Raw genomic sequence first — 25880 nt, 5'->3', positions numbered from 1 at the left:
CTCATGCGTTGGTTCGAATCCAGCTACCCCAGTTCTACCTGAGGGTAGAGACACAGATTATGGTCCGTTGGTCAAGGGGTTAAGACACCGCCTTTTCACGGCGGTAACACGGGTTCGAATCCCGTACGGACTATAAGTACCAGCTAGAGAAAGCTGGTTTTTTTGTGTCCTTTTTGATAAAATAGAGGGGTTGACTGGCTTAGGTCAGACATTTTATACCACTTTAAAATCATAAATAACGAGACCTCGACCCGAAGAAAAACCTTTGTTTTGTGATGGTTATCAGATGATGATAAGCCCTTGGTCGAGTCGTGGTTTTATTTGAATAAGAAAACAGATAATAAGGAAATGCAATGACATACTATAACGTTGGAAAGATTGTAAATACACAGGGCTTGCAGGGCGAACTTCGTGTTTTGTCTGTAACAGATTTTGCGGATGAACGTTTTAAGAAGAAGAGTGTCCTAGCCCTTTTTGATGACAAAGATAATTACATCATGGATGTCGAGATTGCGAGTCACCGTAAGCATAAGAACTTTGATATCGTTAAGTTTAAAGGGCTTTACCATATCAATGATGTAGAGAAGTATAAAGGCTGCAGTCTTAAGATTGCTGAGGAAAATCTAACAGACCTTGATGACGGTGAATTTTACTACCATGAAATCATTGGCCTTGATGTTTATGAAGGTGATACTTTGATTGGTCAGGTCAAAGAGATTCTTCAACCGGGTGCTAATGATGTTTGGGTGGTAAAACGTAAAGGCAAGAAAGACTTGCTCTTGCCATATATCCCACCTGTAGTTCTTGATGTTGATGTTGCAGCTGGCCGTATTGAGGTTGAGCTCATGGAAGGATTAGACGATGAAGATTGATATCTTGACCCTATTTCCAGATATGTTTGCTCCCTTAGAGCATTCCATTGTTGGTAAGGCAAAGGATAAGGGGCTTCTAGAAATCAACTATCACAATTTCCGTGAAAATGCGGAAAAGGCTCGTCATGTAGATGATGAACCTTATGGTGGCGGACAAGGCATGTTGCTACGTGCCCAGCCAATTTTTGACACCTTTGACAAGTTAAATGTCACTAAGCCTCGTGTTATCCTCCTAGATCCTGCGGGTCGTACCTTTGATCAGGCCTATGCAGAAGAATTGGCGCAAGAAGAGGAACTGGTCTTTATCTGTGGCCATTATGAGGGCTATGATGAGCGCATCAAAACTTTGGTGACAGACGAGATTTCCTTGGGAGACTTTGTCTTGACTGGGGGAGAGCTGGCTGCTATGACTATTGTAGATGCCACTGTCCGTTTGATTCCTGAGGTTTTAGGTAAGGAAGCTAGTCATAAGGATGATAGTTTCTCATCAGGGCTTTTGGAATTTCCACAGTACACTCGCCCAGCTGAGTTTCGTGGCATGAAGGTGCCAGATGTGCTCTTGTCAGGCCACCATGTCAATATTCGACGTTGGCGTATGGAGCAGAGTTTGCGTAAGACCTGGGAGCGTCGACCAGATCTTTTGGAAAACTATGACTTTACGGATGAAGAACGTCAGATTTTAGAAGAGATAAAAGCAGAAGGAAAATAAAATGTCAGAAGAAAAGATTTATGATATTACCATTATTGGTGGTGGACCAGTAGGACTTTGGGCTGCCTTTTATGCCGGTCTACGTGGCATGACTGTTAATATTATTGAGAGTCTGTCAGAACTTGGTGGACAGCCTGCCATTCTCTACCCTGAGAAGAAAATCTACGATATCCCAGCCTTTCCTCAAACAACAGGTGCGGAATTGACAGAAAACCTCTTGACTCAGCTTAAGCGTTTTGAAGATCGTGTCAGCATTCATTTGAAAGAGGAAGTTCAAACCTTTGAAAAGACCGATGGCATCTTCACAATTACTACTAGCAAGGGTCAACACTTGTCTAAGGCTATCGTCATTGCCTGTGGAAATGGTGCCTTCGCCCCACGTCCTTTAGGTGTGGACAATGAAGAAGATTATGCGGATAATAACTTGTTCTATAATGTGCATAGCCTGGACCAATTTGCTGGCAAGAAGGTTGTGATTGCTGGTGGTGGCGATTCAGCTGTTGACTGGGCCAATCACTTGGATGGTATTGCTGAGAGCGTGACCTTGATTCACCGCCGTGATGCCTTTCGTGCCCATGAGCATAGTGTAGAGCTTCTTCATCAATCATCAGTTAATGTGATGACGCCTTATGTACCCCTTGAAATCAAGGGTGAAAATGGTCTTGCCCAAAGTTTGACCGTTCAAAAAGTGAAGTCAGACGAGGTTGTGGAATTGCCACTTGATGCCCTTATTGTTAGCTTTGGCTTCTCAACCAACAATAAAAACCTTCGTAACTGGAATGTTGACTTCAAACGCTCTAGCGTTACGGTCAATGCTCAGTTTGAAACTTCACAAGAGGGTGTTTATGCTATTGGTGATGCAGCAGAATATGAAGGTAAGATTGACTTGATTGCTGTGGGAATGGGTGAAGCCCCTATCGCTATCAACCAAGCCATCCAATATATTGATCCAGACGGTAAGAATCGTCCGGTTCACTCAACATCATTAATTGAAGAATAATGTCAAAAGAAGACTTTGTCTTCAAACTAAGGAGAGACTTGTCTCTCTTTTTTCATGTCTAAAAACGTGGTATAATACACCTATGGCTACAACGAAAAAAACGAAAAAAGGGGCGGCTTCTAAGAATGGTAAGAAGCGTCTTACAAAAGCAGAATTAGACAGACAGAAGGCGATTAAGCGAATGCTATGGACCTTCTTTTTTGCCTTTGTCTTAATTTTCCCAGTCTTTCGATTGGGGTTCTTTGGGGTTACCCTCTATAATATCTTTCGAGTATTTGTGGGGAGTATGGCTTACCCTTTAATTTTTGCTATCTATGTTTATCTCTTTGGCTTTAAATGGTTACGTAAACACAGTAACTATGTCACAGGATTTTGGATGGTCTTTGCGGGGCTCTTGTTGGAGTTTCACGCCTATCTCTTTAGTCTAGATCGTATGAGCGGTCTGGATATTTTCCCTGGTACCAAGGACTTGCTTTTTGGGGAACTTGTGAGTGTGCAAGTCGCTCGTTTTGCGGGTGGTGGTATGTTGGGGGCTCTTCTGTACCAACCGATTTCCTTCCTCTTTTCAAATATCGGTAGCTTCATGATTGGGGTATTGATTATTCTCTTGGGTGCTTTCATTCTTAGCCCTTGGGATGTCTTGGATATCATGGAGTATGCTAAGGAAGCTTGGCAGAAAGGGGCTGAGAAGCGTTTGGAACGGACGGCTCAACGTCAGGAGAAGAAGGCAGAACGTCAGGCTCAGAAAGAACGTGAAGCAGAAGAACGTGCCGAGGCCGAGCGTCTGGCTGATTTAACTGTCGACGAGGAGACGGGAGAAATCTTAGATGATGCCGCAGAGGCCTTGCCACAAGAAGCTGAGATTTTTGCATCTGAACCTGAAATCAGTGATTATGCCTCTGAGGATTACTATGATAATCTGCCTCCAGAGGATTATGAGGATTTCCAAGAAGATTATGCACCTTATCCAGAGGATGTGCCAACCGAGGAGTTTCCGCCATCTATGGTGGTTGAGGGAGATGATGCTCCTGTCGAGGTTGATTTCACGCCTAAGGAACTCCTGCAGTATAAATTACCTCATATAGATCTCTTTGCACCTGATAAGCCTAAGAGTCAATCTAAAGAGAAGAACATCGTTCGTAAGAATATTCGAATCTTAGAAGATACCTTCAAGAGTTTCAATATTGATGTCAAGGTTGAGCGGGCTGAAATTGGACCGTCAGTGACCAAGTATGAGGTCAAGCCTGCTGTTGGGGTTCGTGTTAACCGCATTTCAAATCTAGCGGATGACTTGGCTCTAGCTCTAGCTGCGAAAGATGTCCGTATCGAGGCACCTATTCCTGGAAAATCTTTGGTTGGTATCGAAGTGCCTAACTCAGAGATTGCGACGGTTTCTTTCCGAGAACTTTGGGAACAGTCCAAGACGGACCCTAATAAGCTCTTGGAAGTTCCTCTCGGTAAGGCAGTTGACGGTTCGGCTCGTAGCTTTGATTTGGGTCGGATGCCTCACTTACTAGTCGCTGGATCTACGGGTTCTGGTAAATCGGTTGCGGTTAACGGTATTATCTCTAGTATTCTTATGAAGGCTCGTCCTGATCAGGTGAAGTTCCTCATGGTAGATCCTAAGATGGTTGAACTTTCGGTTTACAATGATATTCCTCATCTCCTTATCCCTGTGGTGACTAACCCACGTAAGGCCGCTAAGGCTCTTCAAAAAGTGGTAGATGAGATGGAAAATCGTTACGAACTCTTTAGTAAGTTTGGTGTGCGTAACATTGCTGGCTACAATGCCAAGGTGGAAGACTGGAACGCTCAGTCGCAAGAAAAACAGATTCCCTTGCCATTAATTGTGGTTATTGTTGATGAGTTGGCTGACTTGATGATGGTAGCCAGTAAGGAAGTGGAAGATGCCATCATTCGTTTGGGACAAAAAGCGCGTGCTGCGGGAATTCACATGATTCTCGCCACTCAACGTCCGTCGGTTGATGTTATCTCCGGTTTGATTAAGGCCAATGTGCCATCTCGTGTGGCCTTTGCGGTGTCTTCGGGAACAGATAGTCGTACCATTTTAGATGAAAATGGGGCAGAAACGCTACTCGGACGTGGGGATATGCTTTTCAAACCGATTGATGAAAACCACCCTGTTCGTCTACAAGGTTCCTTCATCTCTGATGATGACGTGGAACGTATTGTGACCTTTATCAAGGATCAGGCTTCAGCTGACTATGATGAGAGCTTTGATCCTGGTGAAGTTTCTGAAAATGATTTTGGTGGAGCTTCCTCTGCCAATGGTGGTAGCTCAGAAGGTGACCCACTCTTTGAAGAGGCCAAGGCTTTGGTCCTTGAAACACAAAAAGCAAGTGCTTCCATGATTCAACGTCGTCTGTCGGTTGGTTTCAACCGTGCTACTCGTTTGATGGAAGAGTTGGAAGAAGCAGGTGTTATCGGACCAGCTGAAGGTACCAAACCACGTAAGGTTTTGATGACTCAAGAATAATAATCTGGAAAGAGTCTTAAGCCTGGTTTTTAAAGGAATTAAAATAGACAAAAGAAATGAGAAAAATGAGTGTTTTGCCATTTATTTTCTCATTCTTTTTTTATGTTCAAAATAGACCAAAAAACTGCAAAATATTCCATAAGAACGCTTACAAAACGAACGTTTTTTGCTATAATAAGAGAAAAAGTGAGTAATAAAAACTAAGGAGTAAAAAATGGACAATTTATTAACCGTTCATTTTCATAGTATGCATGGCGACTATTCCAGATACAGTATGTGGAAGTGGCTAGATGGTTATTGGGGCGAAGAAGCCCATTTTTCACGTGAAGATGATTTTGGTCTTGTTGGTCAGGTTACTTCTCCCTCCAATCGTTTTATTGAATCTGTCAATCTTTTGGTAAAAACGGAAGACTGGTCGAGGCAAACACATGATTATCGCGTTCGACGTTTCCTAGGGGATGCTCCAAATGCTATTTGGATAGTTGAAGGTGATCCAACGGTTTATTATTCTAAACAGGCAGCCTTGACTAGCCATAGTTTTGAAGGTCGCGACCAGCATGCCTTTGATGTGGCTCTTCGTAGACAGGAATTTGATCAGAAGTGGGGCTTTCAAGGTTGGTTAGGTCATAAGTATGAAAAAGGGGCTACAGAGTTTCGCCTTTGGTCACCTCTAGCTCGTCGTGTACAGCTCTTACTTTTTAAAAAGGGCAGTAAAAAACCTAAGATCATTAAGATGAGCCGAGGAACCAGTGTCAATAAGGACCGTCATGAGATGAATACTCACGGTGTTTGGAGTACCACTGTCAAAAAGGATTTGGATGGGGTAGCCTACCAGTTTCGTGTGTATCATGAGGAAAGCTTCTATCAGGATACGAGAGATCCTTATAGTATCGCCCTTAGCTTAGATAATAAAAAAAGTTTGGTGGTCAATCCACAGCGACTTGTCCCAAGAGGGTATGAAAAGGTTACCAAGCAAAAAGCGAGCTGGCGTAAGGCAAATGCTTGCTCATCCGTTATCTGTGAAATGCACCTACGTGACTTCTCGATTTCAGAGACGTCTGGGGTTAAGAAGTCCTATAGAGGAACCTATCTAGGTGCCTGTCAGAAAGGAACTAAAAATGCCCATGGAGATGTGACTGGTTTTGATTACCTCAAACGTATGGGTTACAACTATGTCCAACTGCAACCAGTCTTTGATCACCATAAAACCTATGATAAAGATGGTAAGCTTCTCTACAACTGGGGCTATGATCCTGAGAATTACAATGTTCCGGACCGTCAGTTTGCTGCTGATCAGAAGAATCCTGTGGCACCGATTTTAGAGCTTAAGAGAATGATTCAGGCCTACCATGAGGCAGGAATTGGGGTCATCATGGATGTGGTATATAACCATACTTACTCTTCTTATAGCTCTCCGTTCCAACTATCTGTGCCGGCTTATTACTACCGTATGCATGACAATGGGTCTTTCCAAGATGGATCAGGCTGTGGAAATGAAACAGCCAGTGAAAAGGAAATGTACCGTAAGTATATGATTGATTCTTTGACCTATTGGGCAGAAGAATTTGGAGTGGATGGTTTCCGCTTTGACCTCATGGGCTTACATGATGTCGAAACGATGAAAGCCGTTCGTTCGGCTATGGATGATATTGATCCTAGGATTCTTCTTTATGGTGAAGGATGGGATATGGGAATTGAACTTCCTGTAGACCAAAAGGCCAAGAAGGATAATGCAGCCTTGATGCCTAGAATCGGATTTTTCAATGACAATGCGCGTGATGCGGTCAAGGGAGCAGAGGTCTATGGGCACATCAGTAATGGCTATGTGTCTGGAGCTCCATTGGAAGATCAGATTGCCAAGAGTCTGCTTGGTAGCCGTGGTTTTGTAAACTACCTCATGCCTGGTCAGGTCCTCAACTATATCGAAGCGCATGACAACTACAATTTGAATGATTTGATGCACCATTTGCATCCACATGATTCGCCAGAGGATATTGAAAAACGTATCTACTTGGCTAATGCCCTCAATCTGACTATGCAGGGGATGTGTTTCATGCAATTGGGACAAGAATTCCAGCGTAGTAAGATGGTTGCAACAGGTGAAGATGGAAATTACACGGAAGCGGATGTTAAGCGTGCCATGAATAGCTACAATGCCCCTGATGCTGTTAATCAGGTGGATTGGAATCAAGTGACTCTTAAGAAAGACTTGGTTGCTAAAGTTGCCAAATTAATTGAGCGTAAGCAAACCGTACAAGAATTTTCATATCGTTCATATGCAGATATTTACGATAATCTCTATGTCGCAAAAGCTGAGTATGATTCAGGTATTGTTGAATTACATATTTCTGGAAAATTACGTAAGACTTTTGTGTTCGATAATATGAAAAAAGATTTGGAGATTTACTGACAAGAATGTCAAAAAATGTTACAATACAGTAAACGCTTACATAAGTGGTTTTGTTTACTTGTAAGCCCTATCGGTCTGAAGGGTTTTCTAGTGTATTTACATATATTTCAATGTTTTAATTTCTTGATAGTTAGAACTATCAAGGCTAGTTTAAGAAAGGAGTGATGGTATGAATCTCGATGAAGCCATGTACACATTTGGAACAGGTGAGAACTTCCACCTTCAGAATTATTTGGGTGTGCATGAATTAGAGGGAGAAGAAGGTTTTATCTTCCGTGTGTGGGCCCCTCATGCTGAGCAGATTCAGGTAATTGGAGATTTCACAGGTTGGTTTGATGAACCTCTGGATATGACCAAAAACCATATCGGTGTTTGGGAGGCAACTTCAGCTCTCCCAGAGGAAGGACAACTCTATAAGTTCTTGGTGAAACGTAAGGGAGGTCAAGTCGTCGAAAAGATGGATCCTTTTGCGACTTACTTAGAGCCTCGTCCTGGAACAGGAGCTGTGATTCGTAAGAAGAAAACTAAGAAGTGGAAGGATGGCCTTTGGATGGGTCGTCGTAAACGCTTTGGTTTCCAAAAACGTCCGGTTAATATCTATGAAGCTCATGCATCATCTTGGAAACTAAAAGAGGATGGTCAACCTTATACTTTCAAAGAATTGAAAGAAGAGTTGATTCCATATTTGGTTGAGATGAACTATACCCACGTGGAATTCATGCCACTCATGGCTCATCCTCTTGGGATGAGTTGGGGTTACCAGCTTATGGGTTACTTTGCTTTTGAGCATACCTATGGCACACCAGAAGAATTTCAAGATTTCGTAGAAGCATGTCACCAGAATAATATCGGTGTCTTGGTAGACTGGGTCCCAGGTCACTATACACAGAATGACGATGCTTTGGCCTACTTCGATGGTACACCAACTTTCGAATATCAGGATCATGATCGAGCTCATAACTATCGTTGGGGCGCACTTAACTTTGACTTAGGAAAAAATCAAGTTCAGTCTTTCCTTATTTCAAGTGCTCTTTACTGGATTGAAAATTATCATATCGATGGTATCCGAGTGGATGCAGTATCTAACATGCTCTATTTGGACTATGATGAAGGTCCATGGATGCCTAACAAGGACGGTGGAAATCGTAACTTGGAAGGCTACGGCTTCCTTCAAAAACTCAATCGTGAAATTAAAAAACGCTATCCAGATGTTATGATGGTTGCGGAAGAATCAACTGCAGCAACGCCAATCACCCAACCGATTGAAGAAGGTGGTCTAGGTTTCGACTTCAAATGGAATATGGGTTGGATGAACGATATCCTCAAATTCTACGCAGAAGATCCAGTTTACCGTCAGTATGACTTCAATCTGATGACCTTCAGTTTCATGTATTGCTTCAATGAAAACTATGTTCTACCTTTCTCACATGATGAAGTGGTTCATGGTAAGAAGAGCATGATGCATAAGATGTGGGGTGACCGCTATAATCAATTTGCTGGTCTTCGTAACCTCTATGCTTACCAACTCTGTCACCCAGGTAAGAAATTGCTCTTTATGGGTTCTGAGTTTGGTCAATTCTTGGAGTGGAAGTTTGATTATCAACTCGAATGGGGTAATCTTGAAGATGAGATGAACCAGAAGATGCAGGCCTTTACTAGCCATATGAATGCTTTCTACAAGGACCATAAATCTCTCTGGCAGATTGATGATTCTTACGATGGTATTGAGATTATCGATGCGGATAACCGTGCTGAAAGTGTTCTTTCCTTCATTCGTAAAGATGATAAAGGCGATAAGGGTGACTTCCTCGTCTGTGTCTTCAACCTAGCTCCAGTGGAACGTCAAAACTTCACTATTGGATTGCCAGTAGCTGGTATCTACCAAGAAGTGCTTAACACTGAGATGGAAGAATTCGGTGGCGTTTGGAAAGAAGGAAATCCTGAAACCCGTACCCAAAAAGCGAAGTGGAAGGACTATGAAAATACCCTTAGCTTCACCCTACCTGCTCTAGGAGCAAGTATCTGGCGTGTAAAACGTCGTTTGAAATAAAGGGTAGACTTAAACGTGTACACGATTTGTTTTTCGGGGTGATAGATAGAAAATCACAATTCTAAGATGCTTTTGATTTTCGAACTGTTACTATTAGTGAAAAACTTACTTTAATTGTCATAATCAGTTTCGACTGATTATCTCGTCATCCTTTTTGGGATGAAACTAAAAATCATGAGGGGGACTATTCATGAAAAATGAAATGTTGGCTTTGATCCTTGCTGGTGGGCAAGGAACTCGTCTTGGAAAATTGACCCAAAGTATTGCCAAACCAGCTGTTCAGTTTGGTGGACGCTACCGTATCATTGACTTTGGTTTGTCAAACTGTGCCAATTCAGGGATTAACAATGTTGGTGTCATTACACAGTATCAACCACTTGCTTTGAACAACCATATCGGAAATGGTTCAAGTTGGGGCTTGGATGGTGTTAACTCTGGTGTATCAATTCTTCAACCTTACTCAGCTAGTGAAGGTAATCGTTGGTTTGAAGGTACCAGCCACGCTATTTACCAAAACATTGACTATATCGACAGCATCAATCCTGAATACGTTTTAATCTTGTCTGGTGACCATATTTACAAGATGGACTATGATGATATGCTCCAAGCACACAAAGACAACAACGCGAGTCTTACTGTAGCAGTTCTTGATGTACCACTTAAGGAAGCTAGCCGTTTCGGTATCATGAACACTGACGCTAATAACCGTATCGTCGAATTTGAAGAAAAACCTGAAAATCCTAAATCAACTAAGGCATCAATGGGTATTTACATCTTTGACTGGAAACGTCTTCGCAACATGTTGGTTTCAGCTGAAAAGAGTGCCGTTGATATGTCAGACTTTGGTAAGAACGTTATCCCAGCTTATCTTGAAACAGGTGAAAGCGTCTTTGCTTATGAATTTGAAGGCTATTGGAAAGACGTAGGTACCATCGAATCCCTTTGGGAAGCAAACATGGAGTACATTTCTCCTGAAAATGCCTTGGATAGTCGTAACCGTCAATGGAAAATTTACTCACGTAACGTGATTGCTCCACCAAACTTCTTTGGTGAACATGCCCATGTTGAGGATTCCCTTGTAGTCGACGGTTCAATAGTTGATGGAACTGTTAAACATTCTGTGCTTTCAACAAGTGCGCAAATCCGTGAAGGAGCAGTTGTTGAGGATTCAGTAATCATGAGTGGTGCAGTCATTGGTAAAGGTGCAAAAATTAAACGTGCTATTATCGGTGAAGGTGCACACATTTCTGAGGGTGTGGAAATTGACGGTACAGAAGAAGTGCAAGTCGTAGGATACAATGAAGTAGTGGGGGTACCAAAAGATGAAGATTGATAAATATTCTGCAATTCTAGGAAATACCGTAGGATTCCATGACATGGATGGTTTGACTGAGCACCGTCCTATTGCCACCCTACCATTTGGTGGAAAATATCGCCTCATCGACTTCCCATTGTCTAACTTGGCTAACGCTGGTATCCGTAGCGTCTTTGGTATCTTCCAAAACGAAAACATCAGTTCTGTTTTCGACCACATTCGTTCAGGTCGTGAGTGGGGCTTGTCAACACTCCTCAGCCACTACTACCTTGGTATTTATAACACTCCAGTTGAAAGTTCAACTGTTGATGAAGAATACTATCGTCAAATTTTGACTTACCTTAAACGTTCAGGTTCAGACCAAACGGTAGCGCTTAACAGTGATGTTTTGGTCAACATTGATCTTAACCAAGTTTTCCACCTCCACAATACAACAGAACAAAAAGTTACTGTGGTCTACAAAAAACTTCCTAAAGAACTCATTTCAGATGTAAACAGCATTTTGGAAATTGATGAATCTGACAAAGTGCTTAGCCATGAGCTCTTCCAGGGTGGAGATAAAGAAGCTTACAATATGTCTACAGACATCTTTGTTGTGGATACACCATTCTTGATTGCAAAATTGGAAGAAGAAGCAGCTAAAGAAGAACCACGTAAGCTTCGTTATGTACTTCGTGATTTGGCAGTTGCTGAAAATGCTTTTGCTTACGAGTACACTGGTTACCTTTCAAATATCCACTCAGTGAAAGCATACTTTGATGCTAACTTGGATATGTTGGAATCACACAAATTCTATAAACTTTTTGCACCAAACCAAAAAGTTTATACAAAAGTTAAAAATGAAGAGCCAACATACTATTCAGACTCTTCAGAAGTTAAGCTTTCACAATTTGCATCTGGTTCGATTGTACGAGGAAAAGTTGAGAACTCAGTGATTTCACGTAATGTTGATTTGTCTGAAGGTTCTAGTGTGAGCCATTCAATTCTCTTCCCACGTGTTAAAGTTGCCAAGGGCGCGACAGTTGAATACGCTATTGTGGATAAAGGTGTTGAAATTGCTGAAGGTGTTACTATTCGCGGTACAGAAAACAACCCAGTTGTCATCAAAAAAGGTAGCGTTGTAACAGAGGATATTGTACGATGAAAATTTTATTTGTAGCAGCAGAGGGTGCTCCTTTCGCTAAAACTGGCGGTTTGGGTGACGTTATCGGTGCTCTTCCTAAATCTCTAGTCAAAAATGGTCACGAAGTTGCCGTAATTCTCCCATATTATGATGTGGTTTCGGCTAAATTTGGCGATCAGGTTGAAGACCTTGGCTTCTTCTATACAAATGTTGGTTGGCGTCGTCAATATGTCGGCATCAAGAAAATCGTTCGCGATGGTGTGACTTTCTACTTCATTGATAATGAGCAGTATTTCAACCGTGGTACGGTATACGGTGAGTGGGACGATGGTGAGCGTTTCGGCTTCTTCCAAATGGCTGCCCTTGAGTTGATGGAAAAAGTGGACTTTATTCCAGATATTCTCCATGCTCATGACTACCACACAGGCATGATTCCATTCCTTCTTAAGGAAAAATACCATTGGATTCAAGCTTACCAAGGTATTAAGACAGTCTTCACTATCCACAATATTGAGTTCCAAGGTCAATTTGACAGTGGTATGCTTTGGGAAATCTTTGGTGTTGGTTACGAGCGTTATGCTGATGGTACCCTCCGTTGGAATGATTGCCTCAACTGGATGAAAGCAGCTGTTCTTTACGCAGACCGTGTCACAACAGTTTCACCATCATATGCTGGTGAAATCCAAACACCTGAATTTGGTAAAGGCCTTGATCAAATCATGCGCATGGAATCTGGTAAGTTATCTGGTATTGTTAATGGTATCGATACGGACCTCCTTGATCCAGAAACAGATACTCACATTCCTTATCATTTCTCAGTGGATGATTTGTCAGGTAAAGCCAAAGACAAGGCAGCTCTTCAAGATCGTGTTGGACTTCCAGTTCGTGAAGACGTTCCATTGATTGGTATTGTCTCTCGTTTGACTGACCAAAAAGGTTTCGATTTGGTGGTAAATGAACTTCACAACATCTTGCAACATGATGTTCAGATTGTTCTTTTGGGTACTGGTTATAGCGACTATGAGAATTCTTTCTCTTGGTTCGCTCATGCTTACCCAGAAAAAATGTCTGCCAACATTACTTTCAACTTAGAGTTGGCTCAACAAATTTATGCTGGTTGTGACATTTTCCTTATGCCTTCAGCCTTTGAACCATGTGGCCTCTCTCAAATGATGTCTATGCGCTATGGTACCTTGCCAGTGGTTAGTGAGGTTGGTGGTCTTCGTGACACCGTTGAACCTTACAACCCTGTGACAGGCTCAGGTACAGGCTTCTCATTTGGTAACTTCTCAGGTTACTGGATGGTTCAAACCCTTGAAAAAGCTCTCGATGTTTACGAAAACAACGCTGATGCTTGGAAACAACTCCAGCACAATGCGATGACACGTGACTTCTCATGGGATACAGCAAGTTTGGCATATGTTGATTTGTACAAACAATTAGTATAATTCCAAAGATAACTTTTCTCGCAAGGGAAAAGTTATCTTCGTGTAAAGCGTTTGAAAACGCTTCTAAAATTATTTAGCCCCTAAGTTTTGCTTGGCAGAGATTATAGAGAAAGCGTCTAAAAGTCTGAATAGAAGAATAACTCTAATCGTGTTATAATATAATTGACTGTTTTGACAGTTTTGTAAATAAAGATTTTGAAATGTCTGTTTCGAATCTTGTCTGGCAAGGTTTGGAAGTTTGAGTAAAATTTCCAATTCCCTCTTATCTGAATAGATACCTGTAAGAAGTGTATTGAAGATAAGGAAGTAGTAAGAAAGGATTTCTATGCAACTCGAAAATTTAACAAAAGAACAATTCATCCGTGACTTTAAGGATACTCTCCATCAAGAGCAGTTGATTAAAGTTGCTAAGGCCACACCAACGGAGATTTTTACTGCCTTGGCTGGTTTGATCCGTAAATATTACACAAATACATGGATTGAACGTAACCATGCACTTTCAGACAATCAAGAAAAAATTGCTTACTACTTCTCGATTGAATTTCTTCCAGGTCGTATGTTGGAAACTAACCTTCTCAACCTTGGTATTCTTGACCTTGTTAAAGAGGGATTCGCAGAACTTGATATTGACTTCCGTGAAGTTGTAGAAGCTGAGCATGACATGGCACTTGGTAATGGTGGTCTTGGTCGTTTGGCTGCTGCCTTCATGGATTCACTTGCGACTACTGGTTATCCTGGTTTTGGTAACGGTCTTCGTTACCGCTATGGACTATTTAAACAACGTATTGTTGATGGTTACCAGGTGGAATTACCAGATGGTTGGTTTGGTTCTACAGGTAATGTTTGGGAAACACGTAAAGACCACGATATTGTCTATGTGAAACTCTTTGGTGATGTAGTTCTTGAAAGCAATGAAGATGGTCGCTTTGTCCCAACTTATAAGAATGCTCAAGTCCTTCGTGCCGTACCTTATGATGTGCCGCAAATTGGTTATAAAAATGGTGTGATTAACAACCTTCGTCTTTGGGATGTAGAAATTCCTGAAGAATACGAATTGGATTATCCTACGCTTGATGCACGCCGTCGTGTGAAAGATATTACTGCCATTCTTTATCCAGATGATTCAACAATTGAAGGTAAAAAATTGCGTTTGGTTCAAGAGTACTTTATGACAAGTGCCGGTCTCCAAACAATCATCAAATCTTACCTCAAGATGGGCTTGCCATTGAAAGATATCCACGAAAAAGTATCTGTTCACATCAATGATACCCACCCTGCGGTTGCACCAGCTGAATTCATGCGTCTTCTCCTTGATGAATATGGTCTTTCATGGGAAGATGCTTGGAATGCGACTGTTAAGACTATGAGCTACACTAACCACACTATTCTTCAAGAAGCCCTTGAAAAATGGGATCAACAGCTCTTCAAACGTGTCCTTCCACGTGTTTACCAAATCATCTTGGAAATCGACAACCGTTACATTGCTGAAATGGCTGGACGTGGTATTGCTGCGGATGTTATCGAACGTACTCGTATCGTTAAGGATGGTCAAGTTCATATGGCTAACTTGGCTATCATCGGTGGTCACTCAGTTAACGGGGTTGCCAAACTTCATACCGAACTTCTTAAAGAAGATACACTTCACGATTTCTATACTATTTATCCTGAAAAATTCAATAACAAGACAAATGGTATCGTTCAACGTCGTTGGACACAAATTGCAGCTCCTGAACTTTCAGCAGCCATTGATGACGTGATTGGTGATGGTTGGCGTAACGACATCCATGAGCTTGAAAATCTTACAACTTACTTGGATGACAAGGAAGTCTTGAACCAGTTCTATCAAGTTAAGAAGACTGCTAAACAACGTTTGGCAGACTACATCAAAGAAACAACAGGCGTAGAAGTGTCTACAGATGCTATCTTTGATGTTCAAGTGAAACGTCTTCACGCTTACAAACGTCAATTGCTTAACCTTCTCCACATCATCAAACTTTATTGGGATCTGAAAGATAATCCAGATAAAGACATGGTACCTCGTGTATTCATCTTTGGTGCCAAAGCTGCCCCTGGTTATCACTTCGCTAAATCTGTTATCAAACTTATCAACGAAGTTGCCAATCTTGTTAACAATGATGAAAGCCTCCAAGGAAAACTTAAAGTGGTCTTCCTTGAAAACTACCGTGTCAGCCTTGCGGAACTTATCATTCCAGCAGCAGATGTCTCTGAACAAATCTCATTGGCTTCTAAAGAAGCATCTGGTACCTCAAACATGAAATTCATGATGACTGGTGCTATTACCTTGGCAACACTTGACGGTGCCAACATTGAAATCAAGGACGAAGTAAGCGATGAGAATGTTGTTATCTTCGGTATGGACAAGGACGAAGTTTATGAACACTATGCACGTCACGATTACTACTCTCGTGCAGTTTATGAAAATAACACAGTCATTCGTCGTGTCGTCGATACTTTTGTTAACGGTACGATTCCAAATGCTCAAGCTGAAGGTACTGAAATTTACGAAGCCCTCATCACCCACAACGATGAGTACTTCCTCTTGGAAGACTTCGCTGCTTATGTAGAAGCTCAAGAGAAAATCGATGCACTTTATCGTGATCATGACAAGTGGGCACGTATGAGCTTGGCTAATATTGCTAAATCTCATAAATTCACTTCGGATGATACGATTACAGAGTATGCTAAAGAAATTTGGGAATTGAAAAAATAGGCGATAGCTTATGAATCACAAAAAAGATAGCGACTAGAAATGGTCGTTGTCTTTTATTTTTTTAAGAAGAGAGATGACTGAGACAGATAAGCAGCATTTAGAGTGTCTGTTACAGTAGGAGTTTGTCCCTAGCTTAATCCAAGCCCTTAAAACTTGCACTTACTTATCAAGATGTTATAATGACCTATAGGTATAAGCATCAGAAAAAGGGGGAAAATTTATGGCTTTACGCAGCCAATTAATTACCAAAGAGTTTCCAGAATTAGATAGGGTAGAGCGCTTAAATAACGAGGCCTTTCCAGAAGAAGAACGTATTCCATTAAGTGAGTTTTTACAATTGGATGGTCATGATGATTATCATTTCTTTGCCTTTTATGACGAGGATGATTTTGTTGGATTTGCCTCAGTTCTCTACAATGCCAAAGTTTTTTATGTGAGCTTCTTCGCCATCGTACCTCAAATGAGGAGTCATGGCTACGGAAGTGAGATTATTGATAAACTGGTGGACTTTTATGGACCATCACGTTCTATGGTCTTGGAAGTAGAGCGCTTGGATGAACCTAATGACAATCCTGAGCAACGTGCGGCGCGTTGGGATTTCTATAAGCGTAATGGTTTTAAGACTTCCAATGCCTTCTTGGAATATGAGGGCTTGAGTTTTGAAATTCTCTATCGCGGCGATCACTTTGACGAAAAAGCCTACAGAGACATATTCCACAAACTTCAGGAAAATGCTTATTTTGATTTTAGTATTAAACATCGTCGCTTGAGCGATTTATAAACTATCCATTCAAACAGGTCTTAGTCGGCCTGTTTTTCATTTGTTTTTAACGTTTGCCAATCGTTTTCAGAATATTTTGCCCTCCTATGCTATAATGGAAGTACTATGAAGAAAGTAATTTTACAGTATCTGGCAAGTGCCCTGGCTGTAATCCTCATACTTGGTCTTGTGGTTTTCAATCGACAGCGAAATGACTCTTTGGTAAAGAAGGTCAAAGACCCTGAGATTTCCTATATCTATCAAGATTCTTTGGAAAATATAGATAGACTGGCACTTAGTCAGGCTGGGGTTATCCAATCCTATCAACTCGATGCTTTGTCTGTTAGGAAGGAAGATGGGAAGATTCACCTCGTTCTCCATATCAATCATTCCTATGATATGCAGGTAAATCTTGTCCTAAAGGCAGATATCTACGGTGATTTATCTGTGGTTGAAGCGACGCCATCGAAGGCTTTAAAGCTGGCCTTGGAGGACGCGTCTTATCAAAAACGATTGACCTTGATTTCACAAAAAGCAGACGCGATTATGACTCGTGACCACTGGGATCAGGGCATTAAGCCGGCCTATGTGGCTCAGGTCAGAAGTAAGATGAAAAAGACTTCCTTGACCCAGTTAGATAAGGTTTTACAGGACATTGACCAAGAAAGTAAGGAAGTGGGCTCAGATACCTATACGTCCTTTTTCCAAGCTTCTCAACTCCCTAATCATGACAAGCTCAATTTGGTTATGGAGCACATGCAGGTTTATGTGGACAAGTACCAGTTCCTCCAGTTAGGGAAGTCAGGTTATAAATTTTCTAAGAAGCTAGAGCCAACCAGTCCTTTTTATAGTTACTTCCGTGAGGCTATTATGGAGACCTATCAGACGGATTTAGGGCTTGGGGTGGATGACTTAGGTATCAAGCTCCACCTTTTTAGGTCTTGGATTGATAAGCAGTCTATGGATTATATTAGGAGCAACTACAAGGGTAAGACAGACTTGGATAAGCTACTGGCCTACAGCAAGGACAAGAACATTCATCTGGATTACACAACAGGTGCTTCCTACCATAATCGAAGCTTGGGAGACTTTACCTATCCGCAGAACATGAAAATTCAGCTACCTCAGACCAGTGTCATTGGCCCTTATGGAGTTAGCAATTCCCGTTTTATTGAGTTTATTGTCAATATGGATACGGGGAGGTTTGTTTCTGAGTGGAATGTCTACAAGAAAAGGAAAGACGGTAGCATCGACTCTAATCCTAAGCATTATAAGATTGAAGCTGGCGCTGACATTGCCGATACGGATTCTGCTAACTATGGGCTGTCTAAGGGCTTGAATGCTGACTTACCAGCCTATCTCAATAATAGCCATACCTATCTCGACGTTCGTCATCCTGCTGACAATGCGATTAGACGCAAGATGGTTAGGAAGTGGAAAAATCCCAAGAATGTCTTAAACGGTGGGCGCTATGCTGATATTGTTAAAAAAGGAGGCTTGAAGGACCTTGAAACATGGAGACAAGTTAAAGCTGAAGACCGGCTCCAGGTCTACAATGCTTACCTTGATTATATTCGCTCTCATCTTGTGCTTAATGGGTTTGACAGCTTTTACCAAGAAACCTACAAGCCCCAAGGTGGAGATAAAAAAGACTGAAACCCTTGATAGTGTTCTTGTCGCTAAAAATTTCTATCGTGTAAGGGATGCCTATGCCATCAAGCTCTACGGGCAGGATGAGGGGATGTCCTTTGATGTGGCTGGCCAAAGACTTTTTGGATCAAACATTGCTATTAAGGATGGCCTATTATATGGCTCAAGTCTTGGGGATTTAACCATTGAGGCTTATTTTCAAGGAGAGGTGTCCTACCTTTTAGAGGCTACCCAGAAGCTCCCAGTGGACAAAAATCGCATCAAGGCTAATCACTATAGTCAGGACATTATTCTGAATAAGGTTTGGACTAGTCTGGAAGGCCAAGAAACCTCCAACAGTATCATCACTCAGTTTCAGGATAAGACCCTACTCAAGCTGCGGATCAGCTACAACAAAGAGTTTCTTCCCACAAAGATTCAAGGTTTCTACAATAGCCAATCCTTGAATGGCTGGCGGGACCTCTTTTACATAGATTATCCTTACAGTGATCAGGAAGCCTTCAATCAGGCTCAAGATGCCTACATACAACACATCCAGTACATGGAAACTCATCCTGAGGAAGAAGCAGGAGAGTTTTAGTTTTGATTTGTGGCAACTTCTGGAAAAAGCTTGTCTAAGATTTTTGAAGTGATAGCCTGTCCAGGTCCTTCAGCACAGTAGGTGTGCATATACATAGAAGGGTTAAAGTTGAGCTCGATGCAGGTGCAATGAGGGTTTTCCTTGCTAGCAGGTTGGGTTTCATCTGGAATAATGAGGTCAACCCCACAAGCCCAAGCGCCCATACTAGTTGCCATAGCTGCAGCTAGTTCTTGGTAAGAGGAATCCATGGTCTCAGTGACATCAATAGAGTCACCACCTGTAGAGATGTTAGAGTTACGGCGTAGATTGACCTTTTTCCCTTCAGGGAGAATATCATCAGGGGTATAACCCTGTTGCGTTAACATCAGTTGTTCGATGTCTCCTAGCGCAATGATTTCAAGTGGTGAGCGGTGATCACGTCCTCGCAATGGATTGGCATTTTTCTGAGCGACCAATTCACGAATGGTGTGTTTGCCATCACCGACAACATTGGCAGCGACACGAAGGAGGACAGCCTCACAACGTCCATCCAAGATAAAGAAACGGTATTCGGTTCCTGGGATAAATTCTTCAACAAGAACAGCTGTATCTTCTGCAAAGGCAATCTCGAGGGCTTTCTTATAGTTATCAAGGCTGGCAGGCTCTTGGAAAATGGAAATGCCCAGACCAAAGTTGGTTGATTTTGGTTTAACCACAATTTGCTTGTCCTTGATAAGAGGATAATAGGCTAGACCTTGTTCCAGACTGGTAAATTCGTCGCCAGCAGGGACAGGGAAGCCAGCATCAGCCAGGATTTTTTTGGTCACGGTTTTATTAGCCATGGCAAGAGGTACTACATAGTTGTCTTTTGAGGTCATGTTACCATTTTTGACGTACTCAACATGATCTTTATGCCAGAGTTTAAGGAACTGATCCTGCTCATCTAGGATTTCAAAATGAATCCCTTTTTGGATGGCATCAAAGAGTAGCATCTGAGTAGAAAGTTCCATCTCCTCATAACCCTTAAGAGCATAGTGGGCAGTCCAGTCGTAATCATGATAGGCAAGAGCCTTGTCAAGAGCAAAGTCAGCAAGGGACTTGTCTTTGATATGAGGTAAGAGTTGGGCTGCTAGTGTCTGGCTAGGATCAGCAAAGGCATCTTTAACTTGCTTGACCAAATCTTGATGATAGTCACCTAGGCCAAAATGTTGCACCAGTTGGTCCAGAGCCGTCGTAATGTTTTGAGTTTCAGTTTCAGATGGTAGAGGCTCTAAAGGATGAGAGAGGGCGATTTTTTCATTCAGCACGTGACCTTGAGCAAGAGACTGATCGACATTTTCAGAGGCATCCATCCAGAGGAAGGCTAGAAGGAGTAGGTGTACGGTATCCATGGTAGTTTGGCTAATACCGATACGCTCAAAGGGGTTGAGGTCGAAGTTACGGAATTCCAGATAGGTGATTCCCTTGTCAAGGAAGGAACGATTAACCTTTTGTCCACGGAAACGAACAGCTGAGTAGAATTCCTTCTCTGCAATCAAATCTCCTTGTTCGATATAGTTTTCGATGGCAGAGACATAATCTTCTAGGCTTGCAAAAGATACTTGGATTTCTTCCTTATTGACATAACCATGGTCACTGTTACGGAAGGAACGCACGGGTTCTGGCACTTCTTGGTCGAAGAAACCTTGCTCAGCAACAGGTGCAGCACCAAAGAGATAGGTAATCACCCAACGGTAGCGCAAATAGTTCTGAGCCAGCTTAAGATAGAGGGCGTTCTTGAAAGCAATCATATCAGTCTGGTCGCTTTCTTTGAATAGGGCATCAACCAAATCTTTACCAAGTTCCATGTTATAGTGGATACCTGAGATAGCTTGTAGTTTAGTTCCATATTTTTCAGCCAAGTAGTTCCGATAATGGCGTTCGAATTCATTTTCCAGTTGAGCAACTTGGATTTCTTGGGCCTTGATACGAGGTGGCATGGACAAGGGCCAGAGAAGTTCATCTTTACTGATGGAACGTCCAGCTACATCGGTAATGGCTCCAAGAAAACGTCGGGCCTCAGTGGTAGATTTAGCAACTGGTGTGATGAGCTCCATTTGAAACTCACAAAAATCTGTTTGAATATAAGGGTGGAAACTTCGAGCTCCTAGGCAGGAAGGGTGAGGCGTATGTGCTAATTTTCCCTGTCTATCGACACGAAGACTTTCGCGTTCAATTCCAAAGTTAGCTTGAAGGATAGGGCTGGTAGGCTCCAGCTTTTGAAGCAGTTGATTTATAGTCATAGAGTCACCTTTTCATCTAATGTTAGTGTTAGTCTATTATAAATAGGAACAGAAAACAAATTTCTGCTACGTTTGGCTATAATTTACGAACATTTATGATAAGTTTGTGAAAAATGAGCAGGTTTTAGAGAGATTTTTTTATCAAATATCCTAAAATACTTACAAATGTTAGTAAAATGACATTATGCTTGCAATTTTACTCAATTTAACCTATACTAATGACATATATATGAGAACGAAAAAATCCCTAGGGTCTGCCCTCAGGGGCTTTTGTATGCTCTCAAAAGGGTATGACCGTTCTTTTATAGATAAATGATAAGCATAAGACTGTTAGTTTTAAGCTTTGCTCTGCCTAGAGTAGACGATATTTTTCGCCGTGGTCGAGACCATTCTGAACCTATTTGCACTTGTTCGAAGTTGCTCACAATTCGACAGTTCTCTCTGCCCAACAGTGATGCTTTCGCCGTGATAGATTACAAAATTGGTGTATATCTATCAATGCATGAAACACGCTCTGCCCAGAGCAGGCGATATTTTTCGCCATGGTCGAGACCATTCTGAACCTATTTGCACTTGTTCGAATTGCTCAAGATTCGACAGTTCGCTCTGCCCAATAACGATGCTTTCGCCGTGATGATATTCCTATAACTGCAGAGGCAGTTATAGGAAGCGGAGTTATCGAGACTTTGGCTCGATAACTAGTCATGGAACGACTGAGTCGGTCGCTGACGTGCGCCATCACTTAAGAAAGCATCAAAAAAGAAAAATATCAAAAGAATAAAGAATAAAGAATAAAAAACGGAGGTAATTATGTTTCAAACCCTGATCGCCCAGATAAAGGAATACAAGAAACCCTCAATCCTAGCGTCCCTCTTCATGACGTTAGAAGTCATGTTTGAGATTTCCATTCCCTTTGTCATGGCCAATCTTTTGGACAAAGGTGTCCAGCAATCTAACATGTCTAACATTTGGCTCTATGGTGGCCTCATGTTGGTCTGTGCCTTCCTGTCGCTTTTCTGTGGGATGCAGTCGGCACGCTATGCGGCCTTTGCTTCTGCTGGATTTGCCAAGAATCTACGTCAAGCCATTTTCAAAAAGGTTCAAACCTTCTCTTTTGAAAATATCGATAAGTTCTCAGCTGGTGGTTTGGTAACACGTATGATGACTGATGTTACCAACGTGCAGAACTCTTACCAGATGATTATCCGCATCTGTGTACGTGCACCACTTAACCTGATTTTTGCCATTGCAGCAAGTTTCCTGATTAATGGCGAAATGGCTTGGATTTTCGTTGGTGTGACACTCTTCCTTGGTCTGGTTTTGGCTATTATTACCAAAATCGTTTACCCTCTCTTTACTCAAGTGTTTGAGGCTTATGACAACCTCAACAACAGTATCAAGGAAAATATCACCAACATGCGTGTGGTGAAATCCTATGTTAAAGAGAAAGAAGAGACGGACAAATTCAAGAAGGCCTCACGTCGTATTTACAAGATGTTCATGCGTGCCATTCGTGTGGTTGTCATGTCTAACCCAGCCATGATGTTGTCTATGTACGCATCATTCCTCATGATTTCTTGGTTTGGTGCTCATCTTATCGTTATCGGCAAGCTATCTACAGGTGAATTGACTTCCATGTTCAGTTACACCATGACCATCCTCATCTCACTTATGATGTTCATGATGATCTTTGTCATGTTGTCTATCTCTATGGCTTCTGTAGAGCGTATCAATGAAGTGCTCAACACTGATTCAACCATTGTTTCACCTGAAAATGGCTTGACAGAAGTCACAGATGGTTCTATCAGTTTTGATCATGTTGATTTCTCATATACTGATGAAAATGGTGACAAGACCCATGTTCTCAAAGATATTACGCTTGATATTAAGTCTGGTGAAGTTATCGGTATTCTTGGTGGAACAGGTTCTGGTAAATCAAGTTTGGTTCAGCTCATTCCTCGTCTTTATGATGTGGAAGCCGGTCAAGTTAAGGTTGCTGGCCACGATGTTAAGGACTATGATTTGGATAGCTTGCGTAAGCAAGTTGCCATGGTGCTTCAAACCAATGTCCTTTTCTCAGGAACTATTAAGGAAAATATGCGTTGGGGAAATAAACAGGCGACAGATGAGGAAATCATTGAAGCTTGTAAGATTGCCCAAGCCGATGAATTTATTCAAGAGTTTAAAGATGGCTATGACACCAAGATTGAACGTGGTGGAGCCAATGTCTCAGGGGGACAACGTCAACGTCTCTGTATCGCACGTGCCCTCCTCATGAATCCAAAAATCTTGATTCTTGATGATTCAACATCAGCGGTTGATACCAAGACAGATAGTTTGATTCGTCAAGGTTTGGCATCAAGTCTTAAGGACACCACTAAGATTATCATTGGTCAACGTATTTCATCCATCCAAGATGCAGATCGCATCGTTGTTATGGATGATGGCCGTATCGATGCTATTGGTACCCACGATGAATTGGTGGCTAACAATGCCATTTATCGTGACGTCTACAAGATGCAAACACAAGGGAAAGGAGTAGCAGATGCAGAATAAGAAAAAAGCTAATTGGGGCTCTCTAGCACGTCTTCTACGCTTTTTGTGGCAAGACTACAAACTTTCGCTTTCTATCGCCTTTGTCCTTATTGTGGTTGCTTCCTTGGCAACGGTCAATTTGACGGCTTCTATTCAGTCCTTGGTTGACGTTTATGTTCAACCCATGCTCAAATCTGGTAGCCATGACTTTGGTCCGCTTTTACATTTCTTGACTTCAGTGGCTGTCTTCTGTCTTATCGGTGTGATTGCCAACTATGTGTCATCACTCCTCATGGCGACGATTTCGCAAGATTCTCTGCGTTCCCTTCGTAATCAGCTCTTTGCTCGCATGCAAAAGCTCCCTGTTCGCTACTTTGACACTCACCAACACGGTGACATCATGTCTATCTACACCAACGACATCGATGCCCTCCGTCAGGCTGTTGAGCAGTCTATTCCACAGTTGTTACAAACAGCTATTACCCTTATCGGGGTGACTGTAACCATGCTTACGGTTAGTCCTCTCCTCTTTATCGTGGTCCTAGTCATGGTAGGCATCATGTTTATGGTCATCAAAAATGTATCAGCTAAATCAGGCCGTTACTTCGGTGAACAACAAAAGAATTTAGGGATTGAGAATGGTTTCATCGAGGAAATGATGTCAGGGCAAAAAGTGGTCAAGGCCTTTGTCCACGAAGAAGAGAGCATGGCTGATTTTGACAAGATTAACGAGCAACTCTTTGAATCTTCTTACTTGGCCAACCGCTATGCCAATGTTCTCATGCCAATTCTTGGAAACTTAGGAAATGTTTCCTTTGTTTTGACCGCCTTGGTTGGTGGACTCTTTGCCCTTAATGGTGTTGGTGGTTTGACTATCGGTGGTCTCATGGCCTTTCTCCAATTGAACCGTTCTTTCAACGGTCCTATTACTCAGGTCTCTCAACAACTGAACTTTGTTCTTATGGCACTTGCTGGTGCTGACCGTATCTTTGACCTCTTGGATGAGCCAGAAGAAGTTGACCAAGGTAAGGTCACTTTGGTTAACTACGAATTGGTAGATGGTCAAATGGTTGTGACAGACAAGAAAACCAATCTTTGGGCTTGGAAACACCCACGTCCAAATGGTGACTACGAATTGGTCGAGTTGGTCGGAAATGTGGTCTTTCAAGACGTTGATTTCTCTTACGATGGTAAGAAACAAATCCTTCATGACGTTAATCTCTATGCAGACAAGGGGCAAAAGGTAGCCTTTGTGGGTGCGACAGGTGCTGGTAAGACGACGATTACCAACTTGATTAACCGTTTCTACGATATCCAATCTGGTGTGATTACCTATGATGGTATTGATGTCAAGTTAATCGAGAAAGATTCTCTTCGTCGCTCACTTGGTATCGTGCTTCAAGATACCCATCTCTTCACAGGGACTATCGCTGAAAATATTGCCTATGGTCGTGCCGATGCGACGCGAGAGGAAATTCTTGAAGCTGCCCGTATTGCTAATGTGGATTCCTTTGTGCAACACTTGGATAATGGGTATGACACTGTTCTTACAGATGACGGTGCAGGCTTGTCTAACGGACAACGTCAGCTTATCGCCATTGCGCGTGCTGCCCTTGCCAATGCACCGGTTCTTATCCTTGACGAGGCGACATCCTCTATTGACTCTCGTACTGAAAAAATGGTTCAAGAAGGGATGGACCGACTTATGGAAGGACGTACGGTCTTCGTTATTGCCCACCGTCTTTCAACCATTGTCAACTCTGACGTTATCATGGTTATGGACCACGGACGAATCATTGAACGTGGTGACCACGACAGCCTTATGGAACAAGGTGGTACTTACTACCGACTTTATACCGGTGGTCTGGAAATTGATTAAGACTAAAAAAACTCAGGTTTTGCCTGAGTTTTTTTGCATCTGAAGAAAAGGTTTCTTTTG

16 protein-coding genes and 1 tRNA gene are annotated in these 25880 nt (G+C 42.1%); 16 read left to right on the top strand and 1 reads right to left on the bottom strand.

What is annotated here, in order from left to right:
* Positions 1-61 precede the first annotated feature (61 nt).
* From HMPREF2697_RS04980 to HMPREF2697_RS04915, 14 genes are all read left to right on the top strand, one after another.
* Positions 62-133: transfer RNA gene (locus HMPREF2697_RS04980), tRNA-Glu, on the top strand.
* A gap of 220 nt (positions 134-353) precedes the next feature.
* On the top strand, positions 354-872 hold the full coding sequence (gene rimM, locus HMPREF2697_RS04975) for a ribosome maturation factor RimM (RefSeq protein ID WP_002884411.1): 519 nt from the start codon (positions 354-356) through the stop codon (positions 870-872).
* Positions 862-1581, top strand: coding sequence for a tRNA (guanosine(37)-N1)-methyltransferase TrmD (gene trmD / locus HMPREF2697_RS04970; protein ID WP_002886864.1), 720 nt, complete (start codon positions 862-864; stop codon positions 1579-1581). Before rimM ends, trmD begins: the two co-directional genes overlap by 11 nt.
* 1 nt (position 1582) lies before the next feature.
* Entirely contained in the window at positions 1583-2581 is a 999-nt protein-coding gene (locus HMPREF2697_RS04965) for an NAD(P)/FAD-dependent oxidoreductase (protein WP_002886866.1), read from the top strand.
* 82 nt (positions 2582-2663) lie between these two features.
* Positions 2664-5078, top strand: coding sequence for a DNA translocase FtsK (locus HMPREF2697_RS04960; RefSeq protein WP_070849813.1), 2415 nt, complete (start codon positions 2664-2666; stop codon positions 5076-5078).
* A 214-nt stretch (positions 5079-5292) separates the two neighbouring features.
* Entirely contained in the window at positions 5293-7488 is a 2196-nt protein-coding gene (pulA, locus tag HMPREF2697_RS04955; protein ID WP_045001580.1) for a type I pullulanase, read from the top strand.
* Positions 7489-7657: 169 nt separating this feature from the next.
* Complete coding sequence (glgB, locus tag HMPREF2697_RS04950; protein WP_002886869.1) at positions 7658-9538, top strand: 1,4-alpha-glucan branching protein GlgB; 1881 nt, start codon at positions 7658-7660, stop codon at positions 9536-9538.
* A 190-nt stretch (positions 9539-9728) separates the two neighbouring features.
* Positions 9729-10871 carry a glucose-1-phosphate adenylyltransferase gene (locus HMPREF2697_RS04945; RefSeq protein WP_002886870.1) on the top strand — a complete coding sequence of 381 codons (1143 nt, stop codon included), beginning with the start codon at positions 9729-9731 and terminating at the stop codon, positions 10869-10871.
* Positions 10861-11997: a glucose-1-phosphate adenylyltransferase subunit GlgD gene (glgD, locus tag HMPREF2697_RS04940; RefSeq protein WP_002886871.1), complete on the top strand. Its 1137-nt coding sequence runs from the start codon at positions 10861-10863 to the stop codon at positions 11995-11997. Before HMPREF2697_RS04945 ends, glgD begins: the two co-directional genes overlap by 11 nt.
* Positions 11994-13424: a glycogen synthase GlgA gene (glgA, locus tag HMPREF2697_RS04935; protein ID WP_002886872.1), complete on the top strand. Its 1431-nt coding sequence runs from the start codon at positions 11994-11996 to the stop codon at positions 13422-13424. Before glgD ends, glgA begins: the two co-directional genes overlap by 4 nt.
* Positions 13425-13749: 325 nt before the next feature.
* A complete protein-coding gene (locus HMPREF2697_RS04930) occupies positions 13750-16155 on the top strand; it encodes a glycogen/starch/alpha-glucan phosphorylase (protein WP_070849812.1) in 2406 nt (801 codons plus the stop codon).
* A gap of 220 nt (positions 16156-16375) precedes the next feature.
* A complete protein-coding gene (locus HMPREF2697_RS04925; protein WP_013990248.1) occupies positions 16376-16936 on the top strand; it encodes a GNAT family N-acetyltransferase in 561 nt (186 codons plus the stop codon).
* Between the two features lie 105 nt (positions 16937-17041).
* Positions 17042-18571 carry a DUF1310 family protein gene (locus tag HMPREF2697_RS04920; RefSeq protein ID WP_013990249.1) on the top strand — a complete coding sequence of 510 codons (1530 nt, stop codon included), beginning with the start codon at positions 17042-17044 and terminating at the stop codon, positions 18569-18571.
* Complete coding sequence (locus HMPREF2697_RS04915; protein ID WP_070849810.1) at positions 18552-19145, top strand: hypothetical protein; 594 nt, start codon at positions 18552-18554, stop codon at positions 19143-19145. Before HMPREF2697_RS04920 ends, HMPREF2697_RS04915 begins: the two co-directional genes overlap by 20 nt.
* Here HMPREF2697_RS04915 and gshAB read toward each other — a convergent pair.
* Positions 19142-21406 carry a bifunctional glutamate--cysteine ligase GshA/glutathione synthetase GshB gene (gene gshAB, locus HMPREF2697_RS04910; RefSeq protein WP_070849809.1) on the bottom strand — a complete coding sequence of 755 codons (2265 nt, stop codon included), beginning with the start codon at positions 21404-21406 and terminating at the stop codon, positions 19142-19144. The genes HMPREF2697_RS04915 and gshAB overlap by 4 nt on opposite strands.
* 810 nt (positions 21407-22216) lie before the next feature.
* Here gshAB and HMPREF2697_RS04905 point away from each other — a divergent pair.
* The gene (locus tag HMPREF2697_RS04905; RefSeq protein WP_070849808.1) at positions 22217-23962 is read left to right on the top strand and encodes an ABC transporter ATP-binding protein; all 1746 of its coding nucleotides are present in this window, start codon (positions 22217-22219) and stop codon (positions 23960-23962) included.
* Positions 23952-25820 carry an ABC transporter ATP-binding protein gene (locus HMPREF2697_RS04900; RefSeq protein ID WP_013990253.1) on the top strand — a complete coding sequence of 623 codons (1869 nt, stop codon included), beginning with the start codon at positions 23952-23954 and terminating at the stop codon, positions 25818-25820. The genes HMPREF2697_RS04905 and HMPREF2697_RS04900 overlap by 11 nt, the downstream gene beginning before the upstream one ends.
* The last annotated feature ends 60 nt before the right edge of the window (positions 25821-25880 follow it).

The sequence above is a fragment of the Streptococcus sp. HMSC064D12 genome (assembly GCF_001837205.1).
GTDB classification, from domain to species: domain Bacteria; phylum Bacillota; class Bacilli; order Lactobacillales; family Streptococcaceae; genus Streptococcus; species Streptococcus salivarius_D.
Note: the sequence above shows the minus strand (reverse complement) of the source record. Positions and strands in the feature narration are given on the sequence as shown.

Coding starts and splice junctions, on each gene's coding strand:
- HMPREF2697_RS04900 (WP_013990253.1), top strand. CDS start 23,952: ATGCAGAATAAGAAAAAAGCTAATTGGGGCTCTCTAGCACGTCTTCTA.
- HMPREF2697_RS04930 (WP_070849812.1), top strand. CDS start 13,750: ATGCAACTCGAAAATTTAACAAAAGAACAATTCATCCGTGACTTTAAG.
- gshAB (WP_070849809.1), bottom strand. CDS start 21,406: ATGACTATAAATCAACTGCTTCAAAAGCTGGAGCCTACCAGCCCTATC.
- HMPREF2697_RS04905 (WP_070849808.1), top strand. CDS start 22,217: ATGTTTCAAACCCTGATCGCCCAGATAAAGGAATACAAGAAACCCTCA.
- glgB (WP_002886869.1), top strand. CDS start 7,658: ATGAATCTCGATGAAGCCATGTACACATTTGGAACAGGTGAGAACTTC.
- pulA (WP_045001580.1), top strand. CDS start 5,293: ATGGACAATTTATTAACCGTTCATTTTCATAGTATGCATGGCGACTAT.
- HMPREF2697_RS04945 (WP_002886870.1), top strand. CDS start 9,729: ATGAAAAATGAAATGTTGGCTTTGATCCTTGCTGGTGGGCAAGGAACT.
- rimM (WP_002884411.1), top strand. CDS start 354: ATGACATACTATAACGTTGGAAAGATTGTAAATACACAGGGCTTGCAG.
- HMPREF2697_RS04920 (WP_013990249.1), top strand. CDS start 17,042: ATGAAGAAAGTAATTTTACAGTATCTGGCAAGTGCCCTGGCTGTAATC.
- glgD (WP_002886871.1), top strand. CDS start 10,861: ATGAAGATTGATAAATATTCTGCAATTCTAGGAAATACCGTAGGATTC.
- glgA (WP_002886872.1), top strand. CDS start 11,994: ATGAAAATTTTATTTGTAGCAGCAGAGGGTGCTCCTTTCGCTAAAACT.
- HMPREF2697_RS04925 (WP_013990248.1), top strand. CDS start 16,376: ATGGCTTTACGCAGCCAATTAATTACCAAAGAGTTTCCAGAATTAGAT.
- trmD (WP_002886864.1), top strand. CDS start 862: ATGAAGATTGATATCTTGACCCTATTTCCAGATATGTTTGCTCCCTTA.
- HMPREF2697_RS04965 (WP_002886866.1), top strand. CDS start 1,583: ATGTCAGAAGAAAAGATTTATGATATTACCATTATTGGTGGTGGACCA.
- HMPREF2697_RS04960 (WP_070849813.1), top strand. CDS start 2,664: ATGGCTACAACGAAAAAAACGAAAAAAGGGGCGGCTTCTAAGAATGGT.